The sequence below is a fragment of the Nonomuraea sp. B1E8 genome (genome assembly GCF_039871515.1).
Taxonomy (GTDB): Bacteria; Actinomycetota; Actinomycetes; order Streptosporangiales; family Streptosporangiaceae; genus Nonomuraea.
This window is the reverse complement of the sequence record NZ_JBDPLS010000001.1, coordinates 502,096-519,744: the sequence shown is the minus strand read 5'-3', so window position 1 is coordinate 519,744 and position 17,649 is coordinate 502,096. Positions and strand designations below refer to the sequence as shown.

Sequence of the window (17,649 nt, the reverse complement as noted above, 5' to 3'; positions counted from 1 at the left end):
TGCTCCTCTGGGCAGAGTAACCTCGATCCCCGTGAGCACGCTTGACGCCTCCAAGAGTGGATCTGCCGTGGAAGAAGCGCCATACGTCACGATCGTCCTTCCTTGCTACAACGAGCAGGATCACGTCATCGACGAGGTCGAGCGCATCACCAAGGCGATGGACTCGAGCGGCTACACCTACGAGCTCGTGGCCGTCGACGACTGCTCCAGTGACGAGACGCTGGCCAGGCTGAAAGAGGCCGCGCCCGGCTACCCCCACCTGCGCATCCGTGCCTTCCACCGCAACGGCGGCGCCGGAACCGTGCGGCGCATCGGCACGCAGGAGGCCAGGGGCGAGATCGTCGTGTGGACCGACGCCGACATGACCTACCCCAACGAGCGCATCCCCGAGCTGGTGCAGATCCTGGAGAAGGATCGCACGATCGACATGGTGGTCGGCGCGCGCACCAGCGAGGAGGGCTCGCACAAGCTGCTGCGGGTGCCCGCCAAGTGGGTGATCCGCAAGGTGGCGGAGAAGCTGGCCGGGCAGAAGATCCCCGACCTCAACTCCGGGCTGCGGGCCTTCCGCAGGCCGGTGGCCAAGCCCTATCTGCGGCTGCTGCCGCCCGGATTCTCCTGCGTCACGACGATCACGCTGTCGTTCCTGTCCAACCAGCACGACGTCTACTACCTGCCGATCGGCTACGCCAAGCGGGCCGGCAAGTCGAAGTTCAGCTTCGTCTCCGACGCCTACCGCTACATCCTGCAGGTGCTGCGGATGATCATGTACTTCAACCCGCTCAAGGTGCTGATGCCGCCCGCGCTCTGGCTGGTGGGCATCGGGCTCGTCAAGGGCATCTGGGACATGATCCAGCACCCGTTCTACTTCCCGGCCAACACCGTGATGATCTTCCTGTCCGGGTTGCTGATCGGGTCCGTGGCGCTGCTCGCGGACCTGATCGTGCGCTCGCGCGGGGACTGACCGGTGCGCATCGCGATCGTCGGCCCGACCTACCCGTACAAAGGGGGCGGGGCCCAGCACACCACCGAGCTGGCACACCGGCTCGCGGCGCTGGGACACGACGTGGTGATCGAGTCGTGGCGGGCCCAGTATCCGTCGTTCCTCTATCCCGGCCGGCAGACGATCTCCGCGCCCGAGGGCAGCCCCTATCCGAAGACCGCGCGCAGGCTCGACTGGCGGCGGCCCGACGGATGGGTCGCCGCCGGGCGGCGGCTGCGCTCGGCGGACCTGGTCGTGCTGGCGGTGCTGAGCCCGGTGCAGGTCCCGGCCTACCTGGGAATCCTGCTCGGCCTGGGGCGCAGGGCCAAGGCCGTCGCCCTGTGCCACAACGTGCTGCCGCACGAGCGCAAACCCTACGACCAGCCGCTGATGCGGGCGCTGCTCAAGCGGGTCGACGCCGTGCTGACCCACTCCGAGCAGCAGGCCGCGCTGGCCAGAGGGCTGACCGGCACGCCCGTGAGCGTGGCGGGGCTGCCGCCGCACCTGCCCTCGACCACCGCCGCGAGGTCCACCGCCGTGCACCGCCGGCTGCTCTTCTTCGGCATCGTCCGGCCGTACAAAGGGCTCGACCTGCTGCTGCGGGCGCTGCCCGACGGCGTCGCGCTGACGGTGGCGGGCGAATTCTGGGGCGGGCTCGACGAGACCAGGGCGCTGATCGCCGAGCTGGGCCTCGGCGACCGCGTCGAGCTGCGGCCCGGCTACGTGGCGGCCGAGGACGTGCCGGCGTTGTTCGCCGCCGCCGACGCGCTCGTGCTGCCCTACCGCACCGCGACCGCCAGCCAGAACGTCTGGCTCGGCCACGAGCACGGCGTGCCCGTGATCGCCACCCGCGTCGGGGCGCTGGCCGACCACGTCACCGACGGCATCGACGGGCTCCTGGTCGAGCCGGGCGACGCCGGCGCGCTCCGCGCGACGATCGAGCGGTTCTACGCCTCCGGCGAGCCCGAGAGGTTGCGGTCGGGGGTCAAGGCGGTCGATCCCGAGCCGTTCTGGTCCGCGTACACGGGGGTGCTGCTCGGCGCCTGACGGCCCAGCAGCCACGACACCCCCGCGGCCGTCGCGTCGGACAGGGTGAACGCCAGCCGCGACACGATCGCCACCGCGAGCGCGGCGGGGGTGCCGACGATCGGCCCGAGCACCAGCACCAGCGCGCCCTCCCTGATGCCGACCCCCGCGGGCACGACGACCGTGAGGATGCCGGTCGCCCACGCGAACGCGTAGGCGCCGGTGGCCACGACGTAAAGGTCGGTGACGCCGGCCAGCAGCCAGATGTGCACGCCGTACACGAGCCAGCCGAGCGCCGTCCACGCCACCGCGACGACGACCGTGCGGCCGGGCAGCACGCTCTCCAGCGGTTCCCTGCGGGCGACGCGCAGCGCGAGGTTGAGACCCCAGGCGAGCACCTTGGGGTGCAGGCAGACGACGATCACCGGCACGAGCAGCACGAGATACCAGGCCTGCCGCACCACCTCCTGCGAGCCCAGCGTGGCGGCGGCGATCGAGATCGCGACGCCGATGTTGATCACCAGGCCCAGCGAGATCGTCGCGAAAGTGCGCCGCGGCGGGCTGCCGTGGTCACGGCCGAGGTCCATCATCGCGGCGTACGCCCACACCGCGCCCGGGATGTATTTCCCGAGCTGGCCCACGAACATGATCCGCCCGGCCACCCGCAGCGGGACCCGCGTGCCGAGCCCCGCCAGGATCTCGCGCCAGGCCACGAGCATGAAGAACTGGCCGAGCAGCACCGCGGCGAACGCCCCCAGGACCGCCCACGGCGACATGGCGGCCACGGCGGCGGTGGTCTCCTCCCAGTTCGCGGCCAGGCCGTAGCCCAGGAAACCGAGCGCGACCAAAGCGAGGACGACGCGCAGCAGGCGGCGGAACATTGGGCCAGGCTACCGGGTTCGTCCGCAGTGCTCCGGCCTTCAGGTCGGGGGTGAAGCGGACTGTCTCGCGTAGCGGGGCAGAATCGCCGATTCGCCGTCAGGGTGATTCGTCGTGCGCTTCGTCGGCGGTGAGCGCTTTCTCAAGCAGGTGCACGATCTGAGAGTTCAGGGATCGCCGCTCGGTTTCGGCGCGGGCGGTCACCCGGGCGTGGACGTCGTCGGGCAGCCGGAGCGTTATCCGTATCATGACACCATTGTAGTGTCGCATCAGGTAGGATCGTGCCGTGCAGCTGCGGTACAACTTCCGCCTCTACCCGACCGCCGGTCAGCGTCAAGCGCTGGCGCGGGCGTTCGGGTGTGCGCGGACGGTGTTCAACGACGGGCTGCGCGCACGGCAGGACGCCCGCGAGCAGGGACTGCCGTACGTCTCGGACGCTGAGCTGTCCAAGCGGGTCATCACGCAGGCGAAGCAGACGCCGCAGCGGGCCTGGCTTTCCGGGGTGTCGGCGGTGGTGCTGCAGCAGGCGCTGGCCGACTTGAACACGGCCTACCGCAACTTCTTCGCCTCGATCACCGGCAAGCGCAAGGGGCCGAAGGCTGCCCCGCCCCGGTTCCGGTCCCGCAAGGATCGGCGGCAGGCGATCCGGTTCACCAAGAACTCCCGGTTTTCGGTCACGGCGGGTGGGAAGCTGCGCCTGCCGAAGATCGGGGACGTGCCGGTGCGCTGGTCGCGTTCCCTGCCGTCGGAGCCCTCCAGCGTCACGGTCGTTGTGGACGCAGCCGGGCGATACTTCGCCTCGTTCGTGGTCGAGGTCGGCGACGAGCAGCTGCCCCAGGCCACCAACGAGGTCGGTATCGATCTGGGGCTCACCCACTTCGCGGTGCTGTCGGACGGCCGGAAGATCGACAACCCTCGGTTCCTGCGCCGCGCCGAGCGGCGGCTGCGTAAGGCACAGCAGGCCCTGTCACGCAAGGCGAAGGGGTCGGCGAACAGGAAGAAGGCCGTCGTCCGGGTCGCCCGCGCACACGCGAGGGTGGCCGACGCGCGCCGGGACTTCGCGCACAAGCTGTCCACCCGGATCATCCGTGAGAACCAAGCGGTGATGGTGGAGGACCTGTGTGTGAAGGGCCTGGCCCGCACGAAGCTGGCCAAGAGTGTGCACGACGCCGGATGGTCGGCGTTCGTTGACATGCTTGCCTACAAGGCCGCCCGGCACGGCCGGATCTTGGTGAAGGTGGATCGCTGGTTCCCCAGCAGCAAGCTGTGCTCGGCCTGCGGCGCGGTTGCCGAGTCCATGCCGCTGGAGGTCCGGTCGTGGGCTTGTTCGTGCGGGGCGGTCCACGACCGGGATGTCAACGCCGCGCTCAACATCCTCGCCGCCGGACGGGCGGAGAGGTTAAACGCTTGTGGAGGCCGGGTAAGACCACCGCTCACGGTGGCGCAGGCCGGTGAAGCAGGAAGCCTCAGAGGTGCCGCATGAAGCGACACGGGCTGAATCCCCAGCCTTCAGGCCGGGGAGCGCGTCAAGCGTTCCTTCCCCGGACGAGCCAGACCATCGCCACGAGCACGACCAGCGCGGCGAGCACCGCCAGCGTGATCTTGACCGCGCTGTACGGCCGGTCGCCCTGGACCTCCCCGCTCACCCCGTTGATCATCACCTGGTACGTCCTGCCGCCGAACATGTAGTTGCCGACCCACACCGGAAGCAGCACCAGCTTGAACGTGACGTTCGAGTAGGCGGTGTTCACGGAGTGCACGCGCTGCGCGTCGCCGCCGATGTGCCGGCGGCAGTCGCCCACGATGCGCGTCCCGCACCATGATCGGGTTCTGCGTACCCCACTTGAAGTCCGCGAACTGGCGGGTGCTGACGAAGTAGACCTCGGCTTTGAAGGGGGAGTGGAAACCGTACTTCCAGCCCTTGTGCGTGGACAGGATGGGCAGGTTGCGGGTCTCCAGCGTGTACGTCCCCGGCGCGAACGCGTCGGCGATCTGGCCCTCGTTGACGAAGATGGCGGCCTGCGACTCGCGGACGACGAGCTGGGCGCCCATCTTGATCTCGTTCTCGTGGCGGGGGAATCGCCAGACCAGGGTGTCACGGCTGTCGTCGAGCCATTCGACGATGTCGATGAACTCGGCCCTGATCTTGTCGAAGAACGTCACTTCGCCCCCGTTTGTCGGTTTTGAGCCGGGTCGGCCACCGTACCAAAGCGGCTTGACATCGGATTGGCGTCGCGGTCGGTACTGTGGCCACCGTGGTGAAGCAACGGGTCGCGCAGCTCGAATACAGCGAATTCCAGTCCGCCATGCTCGACGAGGAGAAGCGGAGGCGGAAGGCCGCGAAGATCATCGCGGTGCTGGAGCACTTCCACGGGCCGCTGGGCGGGCTCACCGTGGGCGACGTGGGCTGCTCGGCCGGGTTCATCGCCGACGAGCTCGCACAGGCAGGGGCCAAGCACACCATGGGCATCGACATCGACGTGCCGGGCCTGCGCAAGGCGGCCGACCGGTTCGGCGAGCGGGTGGCGTTCGTGTGCGGCGACGGCACGGCGCTGCCGTTCCCCGACGGGTCGGTCGACGTGCTGGTGTTCAACCACATCTACGAGCACGTGGTCGACCCCGACGCGGTGGTGGCCGAGATGCACCGGGTGTTGTCGGACGACGGGGTGCTCTATCTCGGGCTCGGCAACCGGCTCGGCGTCATGGAGCCCCACTACAAGCTGCCGTTCCTGTCCTACCTCCCGCCGGCGGCCGCCGACCGCTACGTGCGGGCGTTCGGCCGGGCCGACCACTACTACGAACGTTTCCGCACCCGGCGCGGGCTGCGCAGGATGTTGCGCGCCTTCCACGTGTGGGACTACACGTTCCCCGTGCTGGCCACGCCCACCCGGTTCGCCGGGGCCGAGCTGTTCCCGGGGGTGCTGGGCAGGGTGGTGAAGGCGGTGTTGTCCAGGGCGCCGCGCGGGGTGCTGCGGCTGCTGCTGCCGGTCGTGCCCACCTACCTGTGGGTGGCGACCAAGAGGCCGCGGCGGCCCGCGGGCGCCGCGCTGCCGCAGCCGCCCGAGCCGGTCCGCCCGCTGTGAGCACGGGCGGACCGGGCGCGACCGGACCGGGCACGGGTGGCTTGGGTGAGGGCGGACCGGGCGTGACCGGCGTGAGCGACGGCTCGGCCGGCGCGGGCGAGGAGGCGGCCCGCCCGAGGCGGCCCGTGGCACGGACCGCGATCAGGTACGGGTTCCTGCTGATCGCGCTCGGGTTCGGCGGATGGGCCGTGGCCGGGCAGTGGGACGACGTGGTGGCCGGATTCGCCGGCCTGACGTGGCCCGCGCTGGCCGGGTCGCTGGTCGCGGTGGTCGCCGCGCTGCTCGCCGCCATGCTCATCTGGCGCACCCTGCTGTCCGACCTCGGCTCCCGGCTGCCGCTCAGAGCGGCGGCCAAGGTCTTCTTCGTCGGCCAGCTCGGCAAGTACATCCCCGGCGCGATCTGGCCCGTGCTGGCGCAGATGGAGATGGGCCGCGACCTCGGCGTGCCGCGCTCGCGCAGCGCGGCGGCGTTCTTCCTGATGATGCCGATCCAGCTGGCCACCGGCCTGCTCGTCACGCTGGTCACGCTCGGCTGGGACCGCTTCGGCTGGCTGCTGCTGTTCCTGCCCCTGCTGCTGGTGCTGCTCGAACCCAAGGTCGTCAACGGCGTGATCGGCTACGCCCTGCGCCGGCTCAAGCGCGAGCCGCTCGAACGCCCGCTCACCCGCCGCGGCATGCTCGCCGCGCTCGGCTGGGCGCTGGCCGGCTGGACCGCGTACGGCGTGCACTTCTTCTTCATCGCTCCCCAGGGCGGGCTGCTCTTCGCCATCGGCGCGTTCGCGCTGTCCTGGTGCCTGGGCATCCTGACCTTCGTCGTGCCGGCCGGCGCGGGGGTGCGGGAGGCCGCCATGGTCGGGGTGCTGGCCTCTCATCTGGCCGCCGGTCCCGCGATCGCGGTGGCGCTCACGTCGCGCGTCGTCATCATCCTGGGGGACCTGATCTGCGCCGGGCTGGCGGGAATCGCCGCACGTCGCGACAAGGTGTGATTTGGGCCACGATTGAGGGGACGCTGGCCATAGGCTGAAGTCCAGAGGGGGACCTGCCGGGTCCCGCGTGGATCTTGAGGGGAGAAGATCTTCGTATGCCTCGAGTGCTCGTTGACGCGGCGGCGGTCCCCGCGGACCGCGGCGCGTTGATCAGATACGTGGACGGGCTGGTGGCCGGGCTCCACCGGGCCGGGGCGGACGTGGCGGTGGTCTGCCAGCGGTCCGAGGCCGAGCGATACCGGCGCCTCGCGCCCTCGGCGCAGGTCATCGCCGGGCCCGTCGCGATCACCAACAGGGCGGCCAGGCTCGCCTGGGAGCAGACGGGCCTGCCGCTGCTGGCCCGCCAGGCGGGCGCGGACGTGATCCACGCCCCCTACTACACCATCCCGCTCGGCTCAGGGTTGCCGACGGTCGTGACGGTGCACGACGCCACCTGGTTCACCGAGCCCGACCGGCACCGCCCCCGGGCGTCGTTCTTCCGCTCCGCCACCCGTACGGCCGTGCGACGCGCCCGGCGGATCATCGTGCCGTCGAAAGCGACCAGGGACGAGCTGGTGCGCGTGCTCGCCGCCGACCCCACCCGCATCGACGTCGCCTACCACGGCGTCGACCTGGCGCAGTTCCACCCGCCGTCGGAGGAGGAGATCCGCCGGGCGGCCCTGCGTTGCGGGCTGCACGGGCAGCCCTACGTGGCGTTCCTGGGCGCGCTCGACCCCCGTAAGAACGTCCCCAACCTGATCCGCGGCTTCGCCTCCGCCGTCGCGACGCTGGAGCGGCCCCCTGCGCTGGTGCTCGGCGGCGGCGTGCACGACGACGAGGTGGACGCCGCCTGCCGCGAGGTCGAGGCCACCGTGAAGGTCGTACGGCCCGGCTACCTGGGGGCGTCCGATCTGCCGGGGTTCCTGGGCGGGGCGCTCGTCGTGGCCTTCCCCTCGCGGGGAGAGGGCTTCGGGCTGCCGGTGCTGGAGGCCATGGCCTGCGGCGCGCCCGTGCTGACCACCCAGCGCTCGTCGCTGCCCGAGGTGGGCGGCGACGCGGTCGCCTACACCGAGCCCGACGCCGGCAGCATCGGAGCGGCGCTCGGACAGCTGCTCGCCGCGCCCGAGCGCAGGCGGCAGCTGCGGGAGGCGGGGCTGGCCCGCGCCCGCGAATTCACCTGGGACGCCTCGGCCGAGGCGCATCTCAGCTCCTATCAACGCGCGATCGAATAGTTCGGTAACCTCACGGAGTGATGGAGAGCTCTTTGCCGGACCTCGAGGCGATCCTCCTGGTCGGGGGGCAGGGCACGCGCCTGCGTCCGCTGACACTGGGCACGCCGAAGCCGCTGCTTCCGACCGCCGGGGTGCCGTTCCTGGCCCACCAACTCGCCCGGGCGCGATCGTTCGGCGTGCGCCGGATCGTGTTCGCGACGTCCTACAAGGCGGCGATGTTCGAGCCCGCCTTCGGCGACGGGTCGGCGTTCGGGCTCTCGCTCGAATACATGACGGAGGAGTCACCCCTCGGCACGGGCGGCGCGATCCGCAACGCCGCGGAGGCGCTCACCTCGGACCCCTCCGACCCCGTGCTCATCCTCAACGGCGACATCCTGTCCGGGCACGACATCGGCGATCAGGTGCGCACACACCTCGCACGACGGGCCGCTGTAACGCTCCATTTGACAGAAGTGGACGATCCCACCCGATTCGGATGCGTGCCGACCGACGATTCCGGGCGGGTGACCGCGTTCCTGGAGAAGACCCCCAACCCCGTGACCAACCGCATCAACGCCGGCTGCTACGTCTTCACCCGGTCGATGATCGACTCGATCCCGCGCGACGAGGTCGTGTCGGTGGAGCGGGAGACGTTCCCCGGGCTGATCGAGTCGGGGGAGCTCGTGCTGGGCTACGCCGACCGCAGCTACTGGCTCGACGTCGGCACCCCCGCCGCGTTCGTCCGCGGGTCGCGCGACCTGGTGCTGGGCCGGCTAGCCTCGCCCGCGCTGCCCGGGGCCACGGGCGAATACCTGGCGCTCGACGGGGCGCGGATCTCGGCGGAGGCCAAGGTGCAGGGCGGCACGGCCGTGGGCGCGCGGGTCGTGGTGGGCGCCGGAGCCTCGGTCGCCGGCTCGGTGCTGCTCGACGACTGCGTCATCGAGCCCGGCGCCGTCGTGACCGACTCCGTGGTGGGCACGGGGGCGCGGGTCTGCGCGGGCGCGGCGGTGCACGACGCGGTGATCGGCGACCGGGCCGTCGTGGGGCCGGGCAACGAGCTGCAGCACGGCGTGCGGGTCTGGCCCGACATCGCGCTGCCCGAATGCGCGGTGCGCTATTCCAGCGACGTCTGAGACGCCGCACGCTCGCGGCACACTGAAAGGGTGAAGGAGCGCAGGTGGGAGCCCGGCGGGCCGCTTGACGTGGGGCTGGCCCTGCAGCCCCACCGGCGTGGTGGCGGCGACCCCACCTGGCGCCGCGGGCGTGACGGCGTCGTGTGGCGCACGTCCAGGACCCCCGACGGGCCCTGCACGCTGCGGGTGAGCGTCGACGGCCGGTCCGTGCACGGGCGGGCGTGGGGGCCGGGCGCGGAGTGGGCGCTGGAGACGCTGCCGGCGCTGCTCGGGGCTGATGACGACGTTGCGGGCTTCAGCGCCAGGCACGAGGTCCTGGCGGAGGCCGTACGCAGAAATCCGGGGTTGCGGATCGGCAGGACCGGCCGCGTCATGGAGGCGCTCGTCCCCGCCGTGCTGGAGCAGAAGGTCGTCGGGCAGGAGGCGTGGCGGGCCTGGCGCTGGCTGCTGACCCGCTACGGCGAGCCCGCGCCGGGGCCCGCTCCCGAAGGGATGCGGGTCGTGCCGGAGACCGCGGTGTGGCGGCAGATCCCGAGCTGGCACTGGCACCGCGCGGGCGCCGAGGCCGTGCGCGCCAGGACCATCGCGAACGCCGCCTGGCACGCCGCCAAGCTGGAGGCCGCCGCCACCACGGAAGAGCTCGACCGGCTGCTGCGGGCGCTGCCGGGGATCGGGGTGTGGACCTCGGCCGAGGTGCGCCAGCGCGCATTCGGCGACCCCGACGCGGTGAGCGTGGGCGACTTCCATCTGGCCAAGCTCGTGGGCTACGCGCTGACGGGGGAGAAGACCGACGATCAGGGGATGTTGCGGCTGCTGGAGCCGTACGAAGGGCATCGGCACCGCGCCGCGGTGCTGGTCTGGCTCACCGGGCTGCGCCCGCCGGCCCGCGGGCCGCGGATGCCCGCGCGTGACTACCGCGCGTTCTGAGCCGCCCTGGGTGCGAGCGGCGAACTCAGCCCCACGTACTGTGCCCTTATGAGTCTCGTCAGCGATTCCGCGCTCCGCCGTGCTCTCGCCCGCGCCCGCGACGGCAAGGCCATCGACGTCGCCGAGGCGACTGTCCTGCTGCACGCCCGGGGCGAGCAGCTTGACGCCCTGCTCGACCACGCCTCCCGCGTACGTGACGCCGGGCTGGCGGCCGCCGGCCGCGAGGGCGTCATCACCTACAGCAGGAAGGTGTTCGTCCCGCTGACCCGGCTCTGCCGGGACCGGTGTGGTTACTGTACGTTCGCGACCGCGCCGCACAAGCTGGAGTCGCCGTTCCTGAGCCCCGACGAGGTGCTGGAGATCGCCAGGCAGGGGGCGGCGATGGGGTGCAAGGAGGCGCTGTTCACGCTGGGCGACCGGCCGGAGGACCGCTGGCGCCAGGCCCGCGAGTGGCTCGACGCGCACGGCTACGACGACACGCTCTCCTACGTGCGGGCCATGGCGATCAGGGTGCTGGAGGAGACCGGATTGCTGCCGCATCTGAACCCGGGGGTGCTGAGCTGGCGCGACCTGCAGCGGCTCAAGCCCGTCGCGCCGTCCATGGGGATGATGCTGGAGACGACGTCGCGGCGGTTGTTCGAGGAGAAGGGGCAGCCCCATCACGGTTCGCCGGACAAGGATCCGGCCGTGCGGCTGCGGGTACTGGAGGACGCCGGCCGCAGCGGCGTGCCCTTCACGACCGGGATCCTCATCGGCATCGGCGAGACGGTGGAGGACCGGGCGGAGTCGATCTTCGCGATCCGGCGGGTGGCCCGCGAGTACGGCGGCATCCAGGAGGTCATCGTCCAGAACTTCCGCGCCAAGCCGGACACCGCCATGCGCGGGCTGCCCGACGCCGACCTGCACGAGCTGGCGGCCACCATCGCCGTCGCCCGCCTCGTCCTCGGGCCCCGCGTCCGCCTCCAGGCGCCGCCGAACCTGGTGGACGCCGAGTACGCGCTCATGATCCGGGCGGGCATCGACGACTGGGGCGGGGTGTCGCCGCTCACGCCCGACCACGTGAACCCGGAGCGGCCCTGGCCGCAGATCGACGACCTCGCGGCCCGCACCGCCGATGAGGGCTTCCTGCTGCGGGAGCGGCTGACGATCTATCCCGAGTACGTGCTGGCGGGGGAGCCCTGGCTCGACCCGCGGCTGCTCGGGCACGTGGCCGCCCTGGCGGACCCGGCCACGGGCCTGGCCAGGCAGGACGCCGTCCTGCGCGGGCTGCCCTGGCAGGAGCCCGACGGGGGGTTCACCGCGTCGGGCCGGGTCGATCTGCACGTCGAGGTCGACACGACCGGGCGGACCAGCGACCGGCGCGACGACTTCGACCACGTCTACGGCGACTGGACGGCACTGCGCGACCGCCTCGTCCCGGAGCCCGCCACGCCGGCCAGGGGCGGGGGCGCGACGCCCGGCGAGGTGCGGGCGGCGCTCAGGCGGGCCGAGGCGGATCCCGCGGGCCTGACGGACGCCGAGGCGGTCGCGCTGCTCGGGGCGGAGGGCGAGGCGCTGGACGAGCTGGCCGCGATCGCCGACGGGCTGCGCAGGGAGACGGTCGGGGACGACGTGACCTACGTCGTCAACAGGAACATCAACTTCACGAACGTGTGTTACACCGGCTGCCGCTTCTGCGCGTTCGCCCAGCGCAGGACCGACGCCGACGCGTACACGCTGAGCCTCGACCAGGTGGCCGACCGGGCGCAGGAGGCGTGGGAGGCGGGGGCGACCGAGGTGTGCATGCAGGGCGGCATCCACCCCGACCTGCCCGGCACGGCGTACTTCGACATCGCGAGGGCGGTGAAGGCCAGGACGCCGGGCATGCACGTGCACGCGTTCTCCCCGATGGAGGTCATCAACGGCGCGAGCCGGACGAACATGTCCGTCCGCGCCTGGCTGGAGGCGGCCAAGGAGGCAGGCGTCGACTCGCTGCCCGGGACTGCGGCCGAGATCCTCGACGACGACGTGCGGTGGGTGCTGACCAAGGGCAAGCTGCCGGCCGCCGAATGGGTCGAGGTGATCACCACGGCCCACGAGGTGGGCATCCCCACGACGTCCACCATGATGTACGGGCACGTCGACAACCACCTGCACTGGGTCAGGCACATCAAGCTGATCCGGCGGCTCCAGGAGAGGACCGGCGGGTTCTCGGAGTTCGTGCTGCTGCCGTTCGTGCACACCAGCGCCCCCATCTACCTGGCCGGCCTGGCCAGGCCGGGCCCCACGGCCCAGGAGAACAGGGCCGTGCACGCCCTGGCCAGGCTGCTCCTGCACGGCGCGATCAGGAACATCCAGTGCTCCTGGGTCAAGCTCCGCGACGACCTGTGCCGCCAGGTGCTCCAGGGCGGCGTGAACGACCTCGGCGGCACGCTCATGGAGGAGACCATCAGCCGGATGGCCGGCTCGGAGAACGGCTCCTACAAGACCATCAGCGAGCTGCGGGAGATGGTCGAGGCCACGGGCCGCCCGGCCAGGCAGCGCACGACGGAGTACGCGACTCCGGCGGCGGAGCGGCTGCGGGCCTCGCAGGCGAGTGACGGCGTGTGCCAGAGCGTCAGAAGGTCTCTTCCGATCGCCTAGTTATAACATGTTCTAACAAGCCTTGCGCCCGCCACGGGAGGCGCTGGAAGAATCGTCACTCCCCGGAGAGAGGTTCACCGTGCGGTTGGGTCGGCACCGTGCCGCGCTGCCCCCTGAGCGGCGGCGCAGGAAGGCGTTCCGGCGGGGCATGCTGGCGACGCTCACGGCCGTGGCGATCGTCGCGGCGGGCGCCGTCGCGGTGCTCGGCGGCGGGGGCGTGCTGTGCAGCGCACGAGAGCCTGTTCTGGTGAGCGTGGCGGCAGCCGTCGACGTGGCCCCCGCGGCGATGGAGGCCGCGGGGCGGTTCAACGAGACGAAGACGGCGGTCGGCGGCCGGTGCGTGCTGGTCCAGGTGACCGAGCACCCGCCGGCCACCGTCCTGCGCACGCTGATCGGGGACCGGGCGGGCGTGCTGCGCGAGCGGCCCGACGGCTGGATCGCCGACTCCTCCGCGTGGATCAGGCTGGCCCGCCAGCAAGGGGCGAGCGCGCTGCCCGCGGGCGAGAGCGTGGTGGCCACGTCGCCGCTCGTGTTCGCGACCCGCCAGTCGCTGGCCGAGCGGTTCTCCGTCGGCAGGACCGAGATGAACTGGCGGATGGTCTTCCCCTCGACCGTGCGCGGGCGCCTGACGCCCACCGAGGACGAGCCCGACATCGTCCGCGTGCCCGACCCGTCCCTCGCCGGGGCGGGCATCGCCACGGTGGCCGCCGCCAGGGACGTCGTCGGCACGGGCCCGGAGGCCGACAAGGCGCTGACCGCGTTCGTACGGTGGGCGCAGGCCGGTTCGGCCCCCGACTACCGCAGCATGCTGGACGCGGTCGACGACCGCGCGCTCTGGAAACGACCGGTCGTGATCGTCCCCGAGCAGTCGGTGCGGCAGCACAACCTGCGCCCGTCGGACGACCCGGTGGTGGCGCTGCACCCGCGCGAGGGCACGATCAACCTCGACTATCCGTACGTGGTCACCGCCACCGACCCGGCGGTCGCGGAGGCGTCCGCGGCCTTCGCCGGCTGGCTGGAGGGGCCGCAGGCCCAGGAGATCGTACGGCGGGCCGGGTTCAGGTCGGGCGACGGGCGGCAGGGGCCGATCTCTGCCGGGCCGCAGATCCCCTCGGCCGCTCCGAGGGCGAGGCCGTCGGTGTCGCCGCAGGACATCGACGCGGCGCTGGCCGCCTGGAGCAGGCTGGCCCCGCCGACGAACATCCTGGTGCTGACCGACGCCTCCAAGCACATGGCGGAGAAGCTGGACGGCAAGACCAAGATCAGGGTGGCGCTGGACGCGGCCAAGATCGGGCTGCGGTTGTTCCCCGACTCCACGCACATGGGTTTCTGGGAGTTCGCCGACCGGCTCGGCGGCATCAAGGGCTACCGGGAGCGGGTCACGCTCGGGCCGATCAACGAACCTGAGTCGGGGCAGGTGATCCGGCGCAGCCGGCTGGACGAGCTGACCAGCACGATGACCGCCCACCCGAAGACGAAGAGCTCGCTCTACGGCTCGATACTGAGCGGCTTCCGCAAGGTCACCGGCGACTACCGCGACGACATGAACAACACGCTCCTGGTGATCACCGGTGGCCGCGACGACGGTCAAGGCACCGACCTCGCGGGGCTTCTCCAGGCCTTGCGGGACGGGTGGAACCCGGACCGGCCCGTCCAGATCATCATCATCGCGTTCGGCAAGGACGTGGAGCGGGCGAGCCTGTCGCAGATCGCGGCCGCCACGAACGGCTCGCTGCACGCGGCGAAGGAGCCGGAGGAGATCATCGACGTCTTCCTCGCCGCCCTGGCCCGCCGCCTGTGCCACCCCACCTGCAAGCCGACGACCTGAGGCCCGCGCCTACAAGTCTCTTCCTGAAGGGCTGGGGCGCCATCATCAGCGCGATCGGCACATCCTGCCTGACCGGTTGCCCGCGGTGCTCGCCGACGTCTTCCGGGCCCCGTCACCGCGATCAGGTTCGGCTGCGGCAACACGTCAGTGACGAATACCGGCAGCTACCCCGTTTGCGTCGTCCTTGCGGCGCAGGTGGTAGGAGACGGTGGCGATGGCCAGCGCGGCGCCCCAAATCGGCCAGAAGCACTCCGGTAGCCAGGCACCCCATTCGGACAGGGCGAACCGGCCGGCGATCGTCCACCGGATGTAGGTCAGCCCGGCCACAGTCACGATGATCGAGACGAATCCAGCCGGGATGACCGCCAGCAGGGGCGGTACCCGCCTGCCGCGCAGGCCGGGAATCCAGCGCGGGAAGATCTCCCCCCACCGCTGGGTCAGCCCGAGGGTGAGTACGCCGCCGAATGCGCCGAAGGTCGCCAGATAGGCGCCCGCCAGCCACAGGCCGTCCTCACCTTCGGCCAGGAACTCCGGGCTCACACCGAGGGGGATGCCCAGTGCCCAGGCCCACCGGGTGGCGCAGTACACGAGAGGCACGACGACGGCCACGTACACGGCCGTGCGGCCCCGCTGCGGGGTGAACCAGCGCGTGCCGGCCTGGCTACGGCCATACGCCAGCGCCGCGGCGGCCAGCAGCAGTCCGCCCAGCACGCAGACGAGCTGGTTCAGTACGGGCCATGGCCAGGCATCGGCGAACGTGGCGCCGCCCAGGCCCCAGCCGAAGACCGGCGCCACCAGCAGGAGCGGCGTGTAGGCGACGCCCATCATCAGCCGCGAGTCGGGAATCACCAGGACCAGGATCGCGGCGATCGGCCAGGCCAAGAACAACGGAGCTCGACGTTCGCTCCTGCGCGTGAGCGCCAACGCGGTCACCGCGGTGAGCAGGCTGAAGGCGGCGATCCACCATCCGAAACGTGGTGTCGTGCCGGCCAGGATGGACAGTGCCCCGTCCGGGTCGGGGTCGGAGGCACCCCAGGGGAAGCCGGGCAGTCCGAGCGCCCACGCCGAGCCGAGCAGTCCATAGACCAGCGCCCACAGTGCCGTCGCATAGCCTCGCCAGGCAGAAGTGATGGTTGTCATGTTGATCAGCATCTCCGGGTGGAGCCCAGCGGCCCAGATGCCGAACGGCACCTCCGGCCGCCGGTACAGGTGCCGAACGGCACTGTGGCCGGATGCCAGGGTGGTCGTATCGTCGGTCTGGTGGGCTTGATGTGGATTGCCGTGTCGATATCGCTGCTGGTTCCCGTCGCAGCGACTGCGGCGGTGCTGTGGCGGTCATCGCTCAGGTCGGGTCTGCCCGCGCTGACGTGTGTGGCGGCCGTCGGCTCGCTGGCCGTCACGCTGGCTCACGTCATCGGCATGGCGCAGTCCGCACCGGGCGCCGCCGTATTGGGAATGATCGAGAGCTTGGCGCTCATGGCGCTGGTCGGCCTGGTCATCCGGTACGCACCGGCACGGCGGGCGGCGGTGGCCGCGCCCACGGCGAGCCTGGCCGCGGCCACCTGGCTGCTGCGCTCCTTCACTCCCGCCTCAGCGCTGGAAGGGCTGGGCGTGTGCGCGTTCTGGGGATCGGGCGCGCTCCTGGCCGCCGCTGTGGGCGGCTATCTGCGTTTTCTCGATGTACGACAGGCCCGCGCCGTGGCCGGCACCCGCACCGCATTGCGACTCCAGCTGGCCAGAGACCTGCACGACTTCGTCGCCCACGACATCAGCGAAATGGTGGCGCACGCCCAGGCGGGCAGGATCGCCGGCGATCCGCTACAAGCGCTCGAACGCGTCGAAGCCGCAGGCCAGCGCGCCATGTCGATGCTGGACCGTACCCTGGACATGCTCCACCGCGATCGGCCTCTCACCCCCACCGGTGACCTCAGCGGCATTCGCGAGGCAGCCGAACGTTTCTCCGCCGCCGGACCCGCACCGGTCCGCCTGGGCATGGACCCGCAGGTGGCGGTCCCGGCGGAGACCGCGGCCCTGGCCTACCGAATCGTGATCGAAGGACTCACGAACGTCCGGCGGCACGCTCCCGAGGCCAGCCGTGTCGACCTGGGCATCAGCACCGGAACCGGCCTCCTGAAGATCACCATGACCAACGACGGCGTGACCCGAGCGGGAAGCGGCCGGCGCGGCGGATCCGGCCTGCCCGGCCTGACCGCACTCGTGGAGGAACAGGGCGGGGAACTGGTCACGCAGGCCGTACCGGACGGGTGGTCGCTGACCGCGTACCTGCCGCTGGCACAATCGCCGGAGTGTCCACCCGCATCCTCATCGCCGACGATCAGGAAGGCATCCGAAGCGCCTTCCGCATGATCCTCGATGCCCAGCCCGACATGACCGTCGTGGCCGAGGCCGCCGACGGCCGCACCGCGATCGACACCGCCAAGGCGATCAAACCCGACGTCGTGCTCGCCGACATCCGGATGCCCGGAGCCGACGGCATCGAGGTGGCTCGTGCCCTTGCCGACACCGGCATCCACGTGGTGATCGTCACCACTTTCGGTCTCGACGAGTACGTCCACGCGGCACTGCGGCACGGCGCCGCCGGGTTCATCCTCAAACGCTCCGGCCCCACTCTGCTCATCGAGGCCATCAGGGCCGCGATGAACGGCGACATGCTCATCAGCCCGCAGCTCACCGTCCGGCTGCTGCGCCGGCACGGCCTGCCACACCAGACGCCGAACGTCGTCCTCACCGAGCGGGAGGACGACATCGTGGCACTGCTCGCGCACGGCAAGACCAACGCCGAGATCGCCGCGGAACTCTTCCTCTCTCCGGGCACGGTGAAGAACCACATCGCGGTCATCCAGCGCAAGACCGGCGCCAGAAACCGCGTCGCCATCGCGGCCTGGGCATGGGCGAGCGGCAGAGTCGAGCCCTGATCGCCGGGGCGGCCCAGGACGCGGCCCCGCCGCATCCTGGCCGATTCACTTCGACAGACG

General features: G+C 71.3%; 16 protein-coding genes and 1 pseudogene. 12 read left to right on the top strand and 5 right to left on the bottom strand.

All coding sequences use genetic code 11. The features are described from left to right. Nucleotides 1–67 precede the first annotated feature (67 nt). Both ABGA98_RS02360 and ABGA98_RS02355 read left to right on the top strand, forming a co-directional pair. On the top strand, nucleotides 68–961 hold the full coding sequence (locus ABGA98_RS02360) for a glycosyltransferase family 2 protein (protein WP_347616492.1): 894 nt from the start codon (nucleotides 68–70) through the stop codon (nucleotides 959–961). Nucleotides 962–964: 3 nt separating this feature from the next. After that, nucleotides 965–2,026, top strand: coding sequence for a glycosyltransferase family 4 protein (locus ABGA98_RS02355; RefSeq protein ID WP_347616491.1), 1,062 nt, complete (start codon nucleotides 965–967; stop codon nucleotides 2,024–2,026). Here the strand turns inward: ABGA98_RS02355 and ABGA98_RS02350 are convergent. After that, complete coding sequence (locus ABGA98_RS02350; protein WP_347616490.1) at nucleotides 1,927–2,886, bottom strand: lysylphosphatidylglycerol synthase transmembrane domain-containing protein; 960 nt, start codon at nucleotides 2,884–2,886, stop codon at nucleotides 1,927–1,929. The genes ABGA98_RS02355 and ABGA98_RS02350 overlap by 100 nt on opposite strands. 97 nt (nucleotides 2,887–2,983) lie before the next feature. After that, nucleotides 2,984–3,154, bottom strand: coding sequence for an Arc family DNA-binding protein (locus tag ABGA98_RS02345; protein WP_347616489.1), 171 nt, complete (start codon nucleotides 3,152–3,154; stop codon nucleotides 2,984–2,986). A gap of 16 nt (nucleotides 3,155–3,170) precedes the next feature. Here ABGA98_RS02345 and ABGA98_RS02340 point away from each other — a divergent pair, with 16 nt between their 5' ends. Beyond that, nucleotides 3,171–4,367 carry a transposase gene (locus ABGA98_RS02340; RefSeq protein ID WP_347616488.1) on the top strand — a complete coding sequence of 399 codons (1,197 nt, stop codon included), beginning with the start codon at nucleotides 3,171–3,173 and terminating at the stop codon, nucleotides 4,365–4,367. A gap of 43 nt (nucleotides 4,368–4,410) precedes the next feature. Here the strand turns inward: ABGA98_RS02340 and ABGA98_RS02335 are convergent, their stop codons facing one another. Then, nucleotides 4,411–4,686, bottom strand: a complete 276-nt coding sequence (locus tag ABGA98_RS02335) for a hypothetical protein (RefSeq protein ID WP_347617730.1) — start codon at nucleotides 4,684–4,686, stop codon at nucleotides 4,411–4,413. A 55-nt stretch (nucleotides 4,687–4,741) separates the two neighbouring features. After that, nucleotides 4,742–4,936, bottom strand: a pseudogene (locus ABGA98_RS02330) (SPFH domain-containing protein); the annotation flags it as partial. A 203-nt stretch (nucleotides 4,937–5,139) separates the two neighbouring features. On the opposite strand from ABGA98_RS02330, the gene ABGA98_RS02325 reads away from it, so the two are divergent. The 7 genes from ABGA98_RS02325 (at nucleotide 5,140) to ABGA98_RS02295 (ending at nucleotide 14,653) form a co-directional block, all read left to right on the top strand. Then, nucleotides 5,140–5,967 carry a class I SAM-dependent methyltransferase gene (locus ABGA98_RS02325; RefSeq protein ID WP_347616487.1) on the top strand — a complete coding sequence of 276 codons (828 nt, stop codon included), beginning with the start codon at nucleotides 5,140–5,142 and terminating at the stop codon, nucleotides 5,965–5,967. 62 nt (nucleotides 5,968–6,029) lie between these two features. Next, nucleotides 6,030–6,953, top strand: a complete 924-nt coding sequence (locus ABGA98_RS02320; protein ID WP_347616486.1) for a lysylphosphatidylglycerol synthase domain-containing protein — start codon at nucleotides 6,030–6,032, stop codon at nucleotides 6,951–6,953. Between the two features lie 95 nt (nucleotides 6,954–7,048). After that, complete coding sequence (locus tag ABGA98_RS02315) at nucleotides 7,049–8,164, top strand: glycosyltransferase family 1 protein (protein ID WP_347616485.1); 1,116 nt, start codon at nucleotides 7,049–7,051, stop codon at nucleotides 8,162–8,164. 20 nt (nucleotides 8,165–8,184) lie between these two features. Further along, nucleotides 8,185–9,276 (top strand): NDP-sugar synthase, encoded by a 1,092-nt coding sequence (locus ABGA98_RS02310; RefSeq protein WP_347617689.1) that lies wholly within the window; start codon nucleotides 8,185–8,187, stop codon nucleotides 9,274–9,276. Between the two features lie 30 nt (nucleotides 9,277–9,306). Next, nucleotides 9,307–10,203: a DNA-3-methyladenine glycosylase 2 family protein gene (locus ABGA98_RS02305; protein WP_347616484.1), complete on the top strand. Its 897-nt coding sequence runs from the start codon at nucleotides 9,307–9,309 to the stop codon at nucleotides 10,201–10,203. Nucleotides 10,204–10,251: 48 nt separating this feature from the next. Next, complete coding sequence (locus ABGA98_RS02300) at nucleotides 10,252–12,825, top strand: bifunctional FO biosynthesis protein CofGH (protein ID WP_347616483.1); 2,574 nt, start codon at nucleotides 10,252–10,254, stop codon at nucleotides 12,823–12,825. 79 nt (nucleotides 12,826–12,904) lie between these two features. After that, complete coding sequence (locus tag ABGA98_RS02295; RefSeq protein ID WP_347616482.1) at nucleotides 12,905–14,653, top strand: substrate-binding domain-containing protein; 1,749 nt, start codon at nucleotides 12,905–12,907, stop codon at nucleotides 14,651–14,653. A gap of 144 nt (nucleotides 14,654–14,797) precedes the next feature. Here the strand turns inward: ABGA98_RS02295 and ABGA98_RS02290 are convergent, their stop codons facing one another. Then, the gene (locus ABGA98_RS02290; protein ID WP_347616481.1) at nucleotides 14,798–15,793 is read right to left on the bottom strand and encodes a hypothetical protein; all 996 of its coding nucleotides are present in this window, start codon (nucleotides 15,791–15,793) and stop codon (nucleotides 14,798–14,800) included. An 18-nt stretch (nucleotides 15,794–15,811) separates the two neighbouring features. Between ABGA98_RS02290 and ABGA98_RS02285 the strand changes: the two genes are divergently transcribed. Next, nucleotides 15,812–17,020, top strand: a complete 1,209-nt coding sequence (locus ABGA98_RS02285; RefSeq protein WP_347616480.1) for a histidine kinase — start codon at nucleotides 15,812–15,814, stop codon at nucleotides 17,018–17,020. Continuing rightward, nucleotides 16,960–17,589: a response regulator transcription factor gene (locus tag ABGA98_RS02280; RefSeq protein ID WP_347616479.1), complete on the top strand. Its 630-nt coding sequence runs from the start codon at nucleotides 16,960–16,962 to the stop codon at nucleotides 17,587–17,589. Before ABGA98_RS02285 ends, ABGA98_RS02280 begins: the two co-directional genes overlap by 61 nt. Nucleotides 17,590–17,649: the final 60 nt, after the last annotated feature.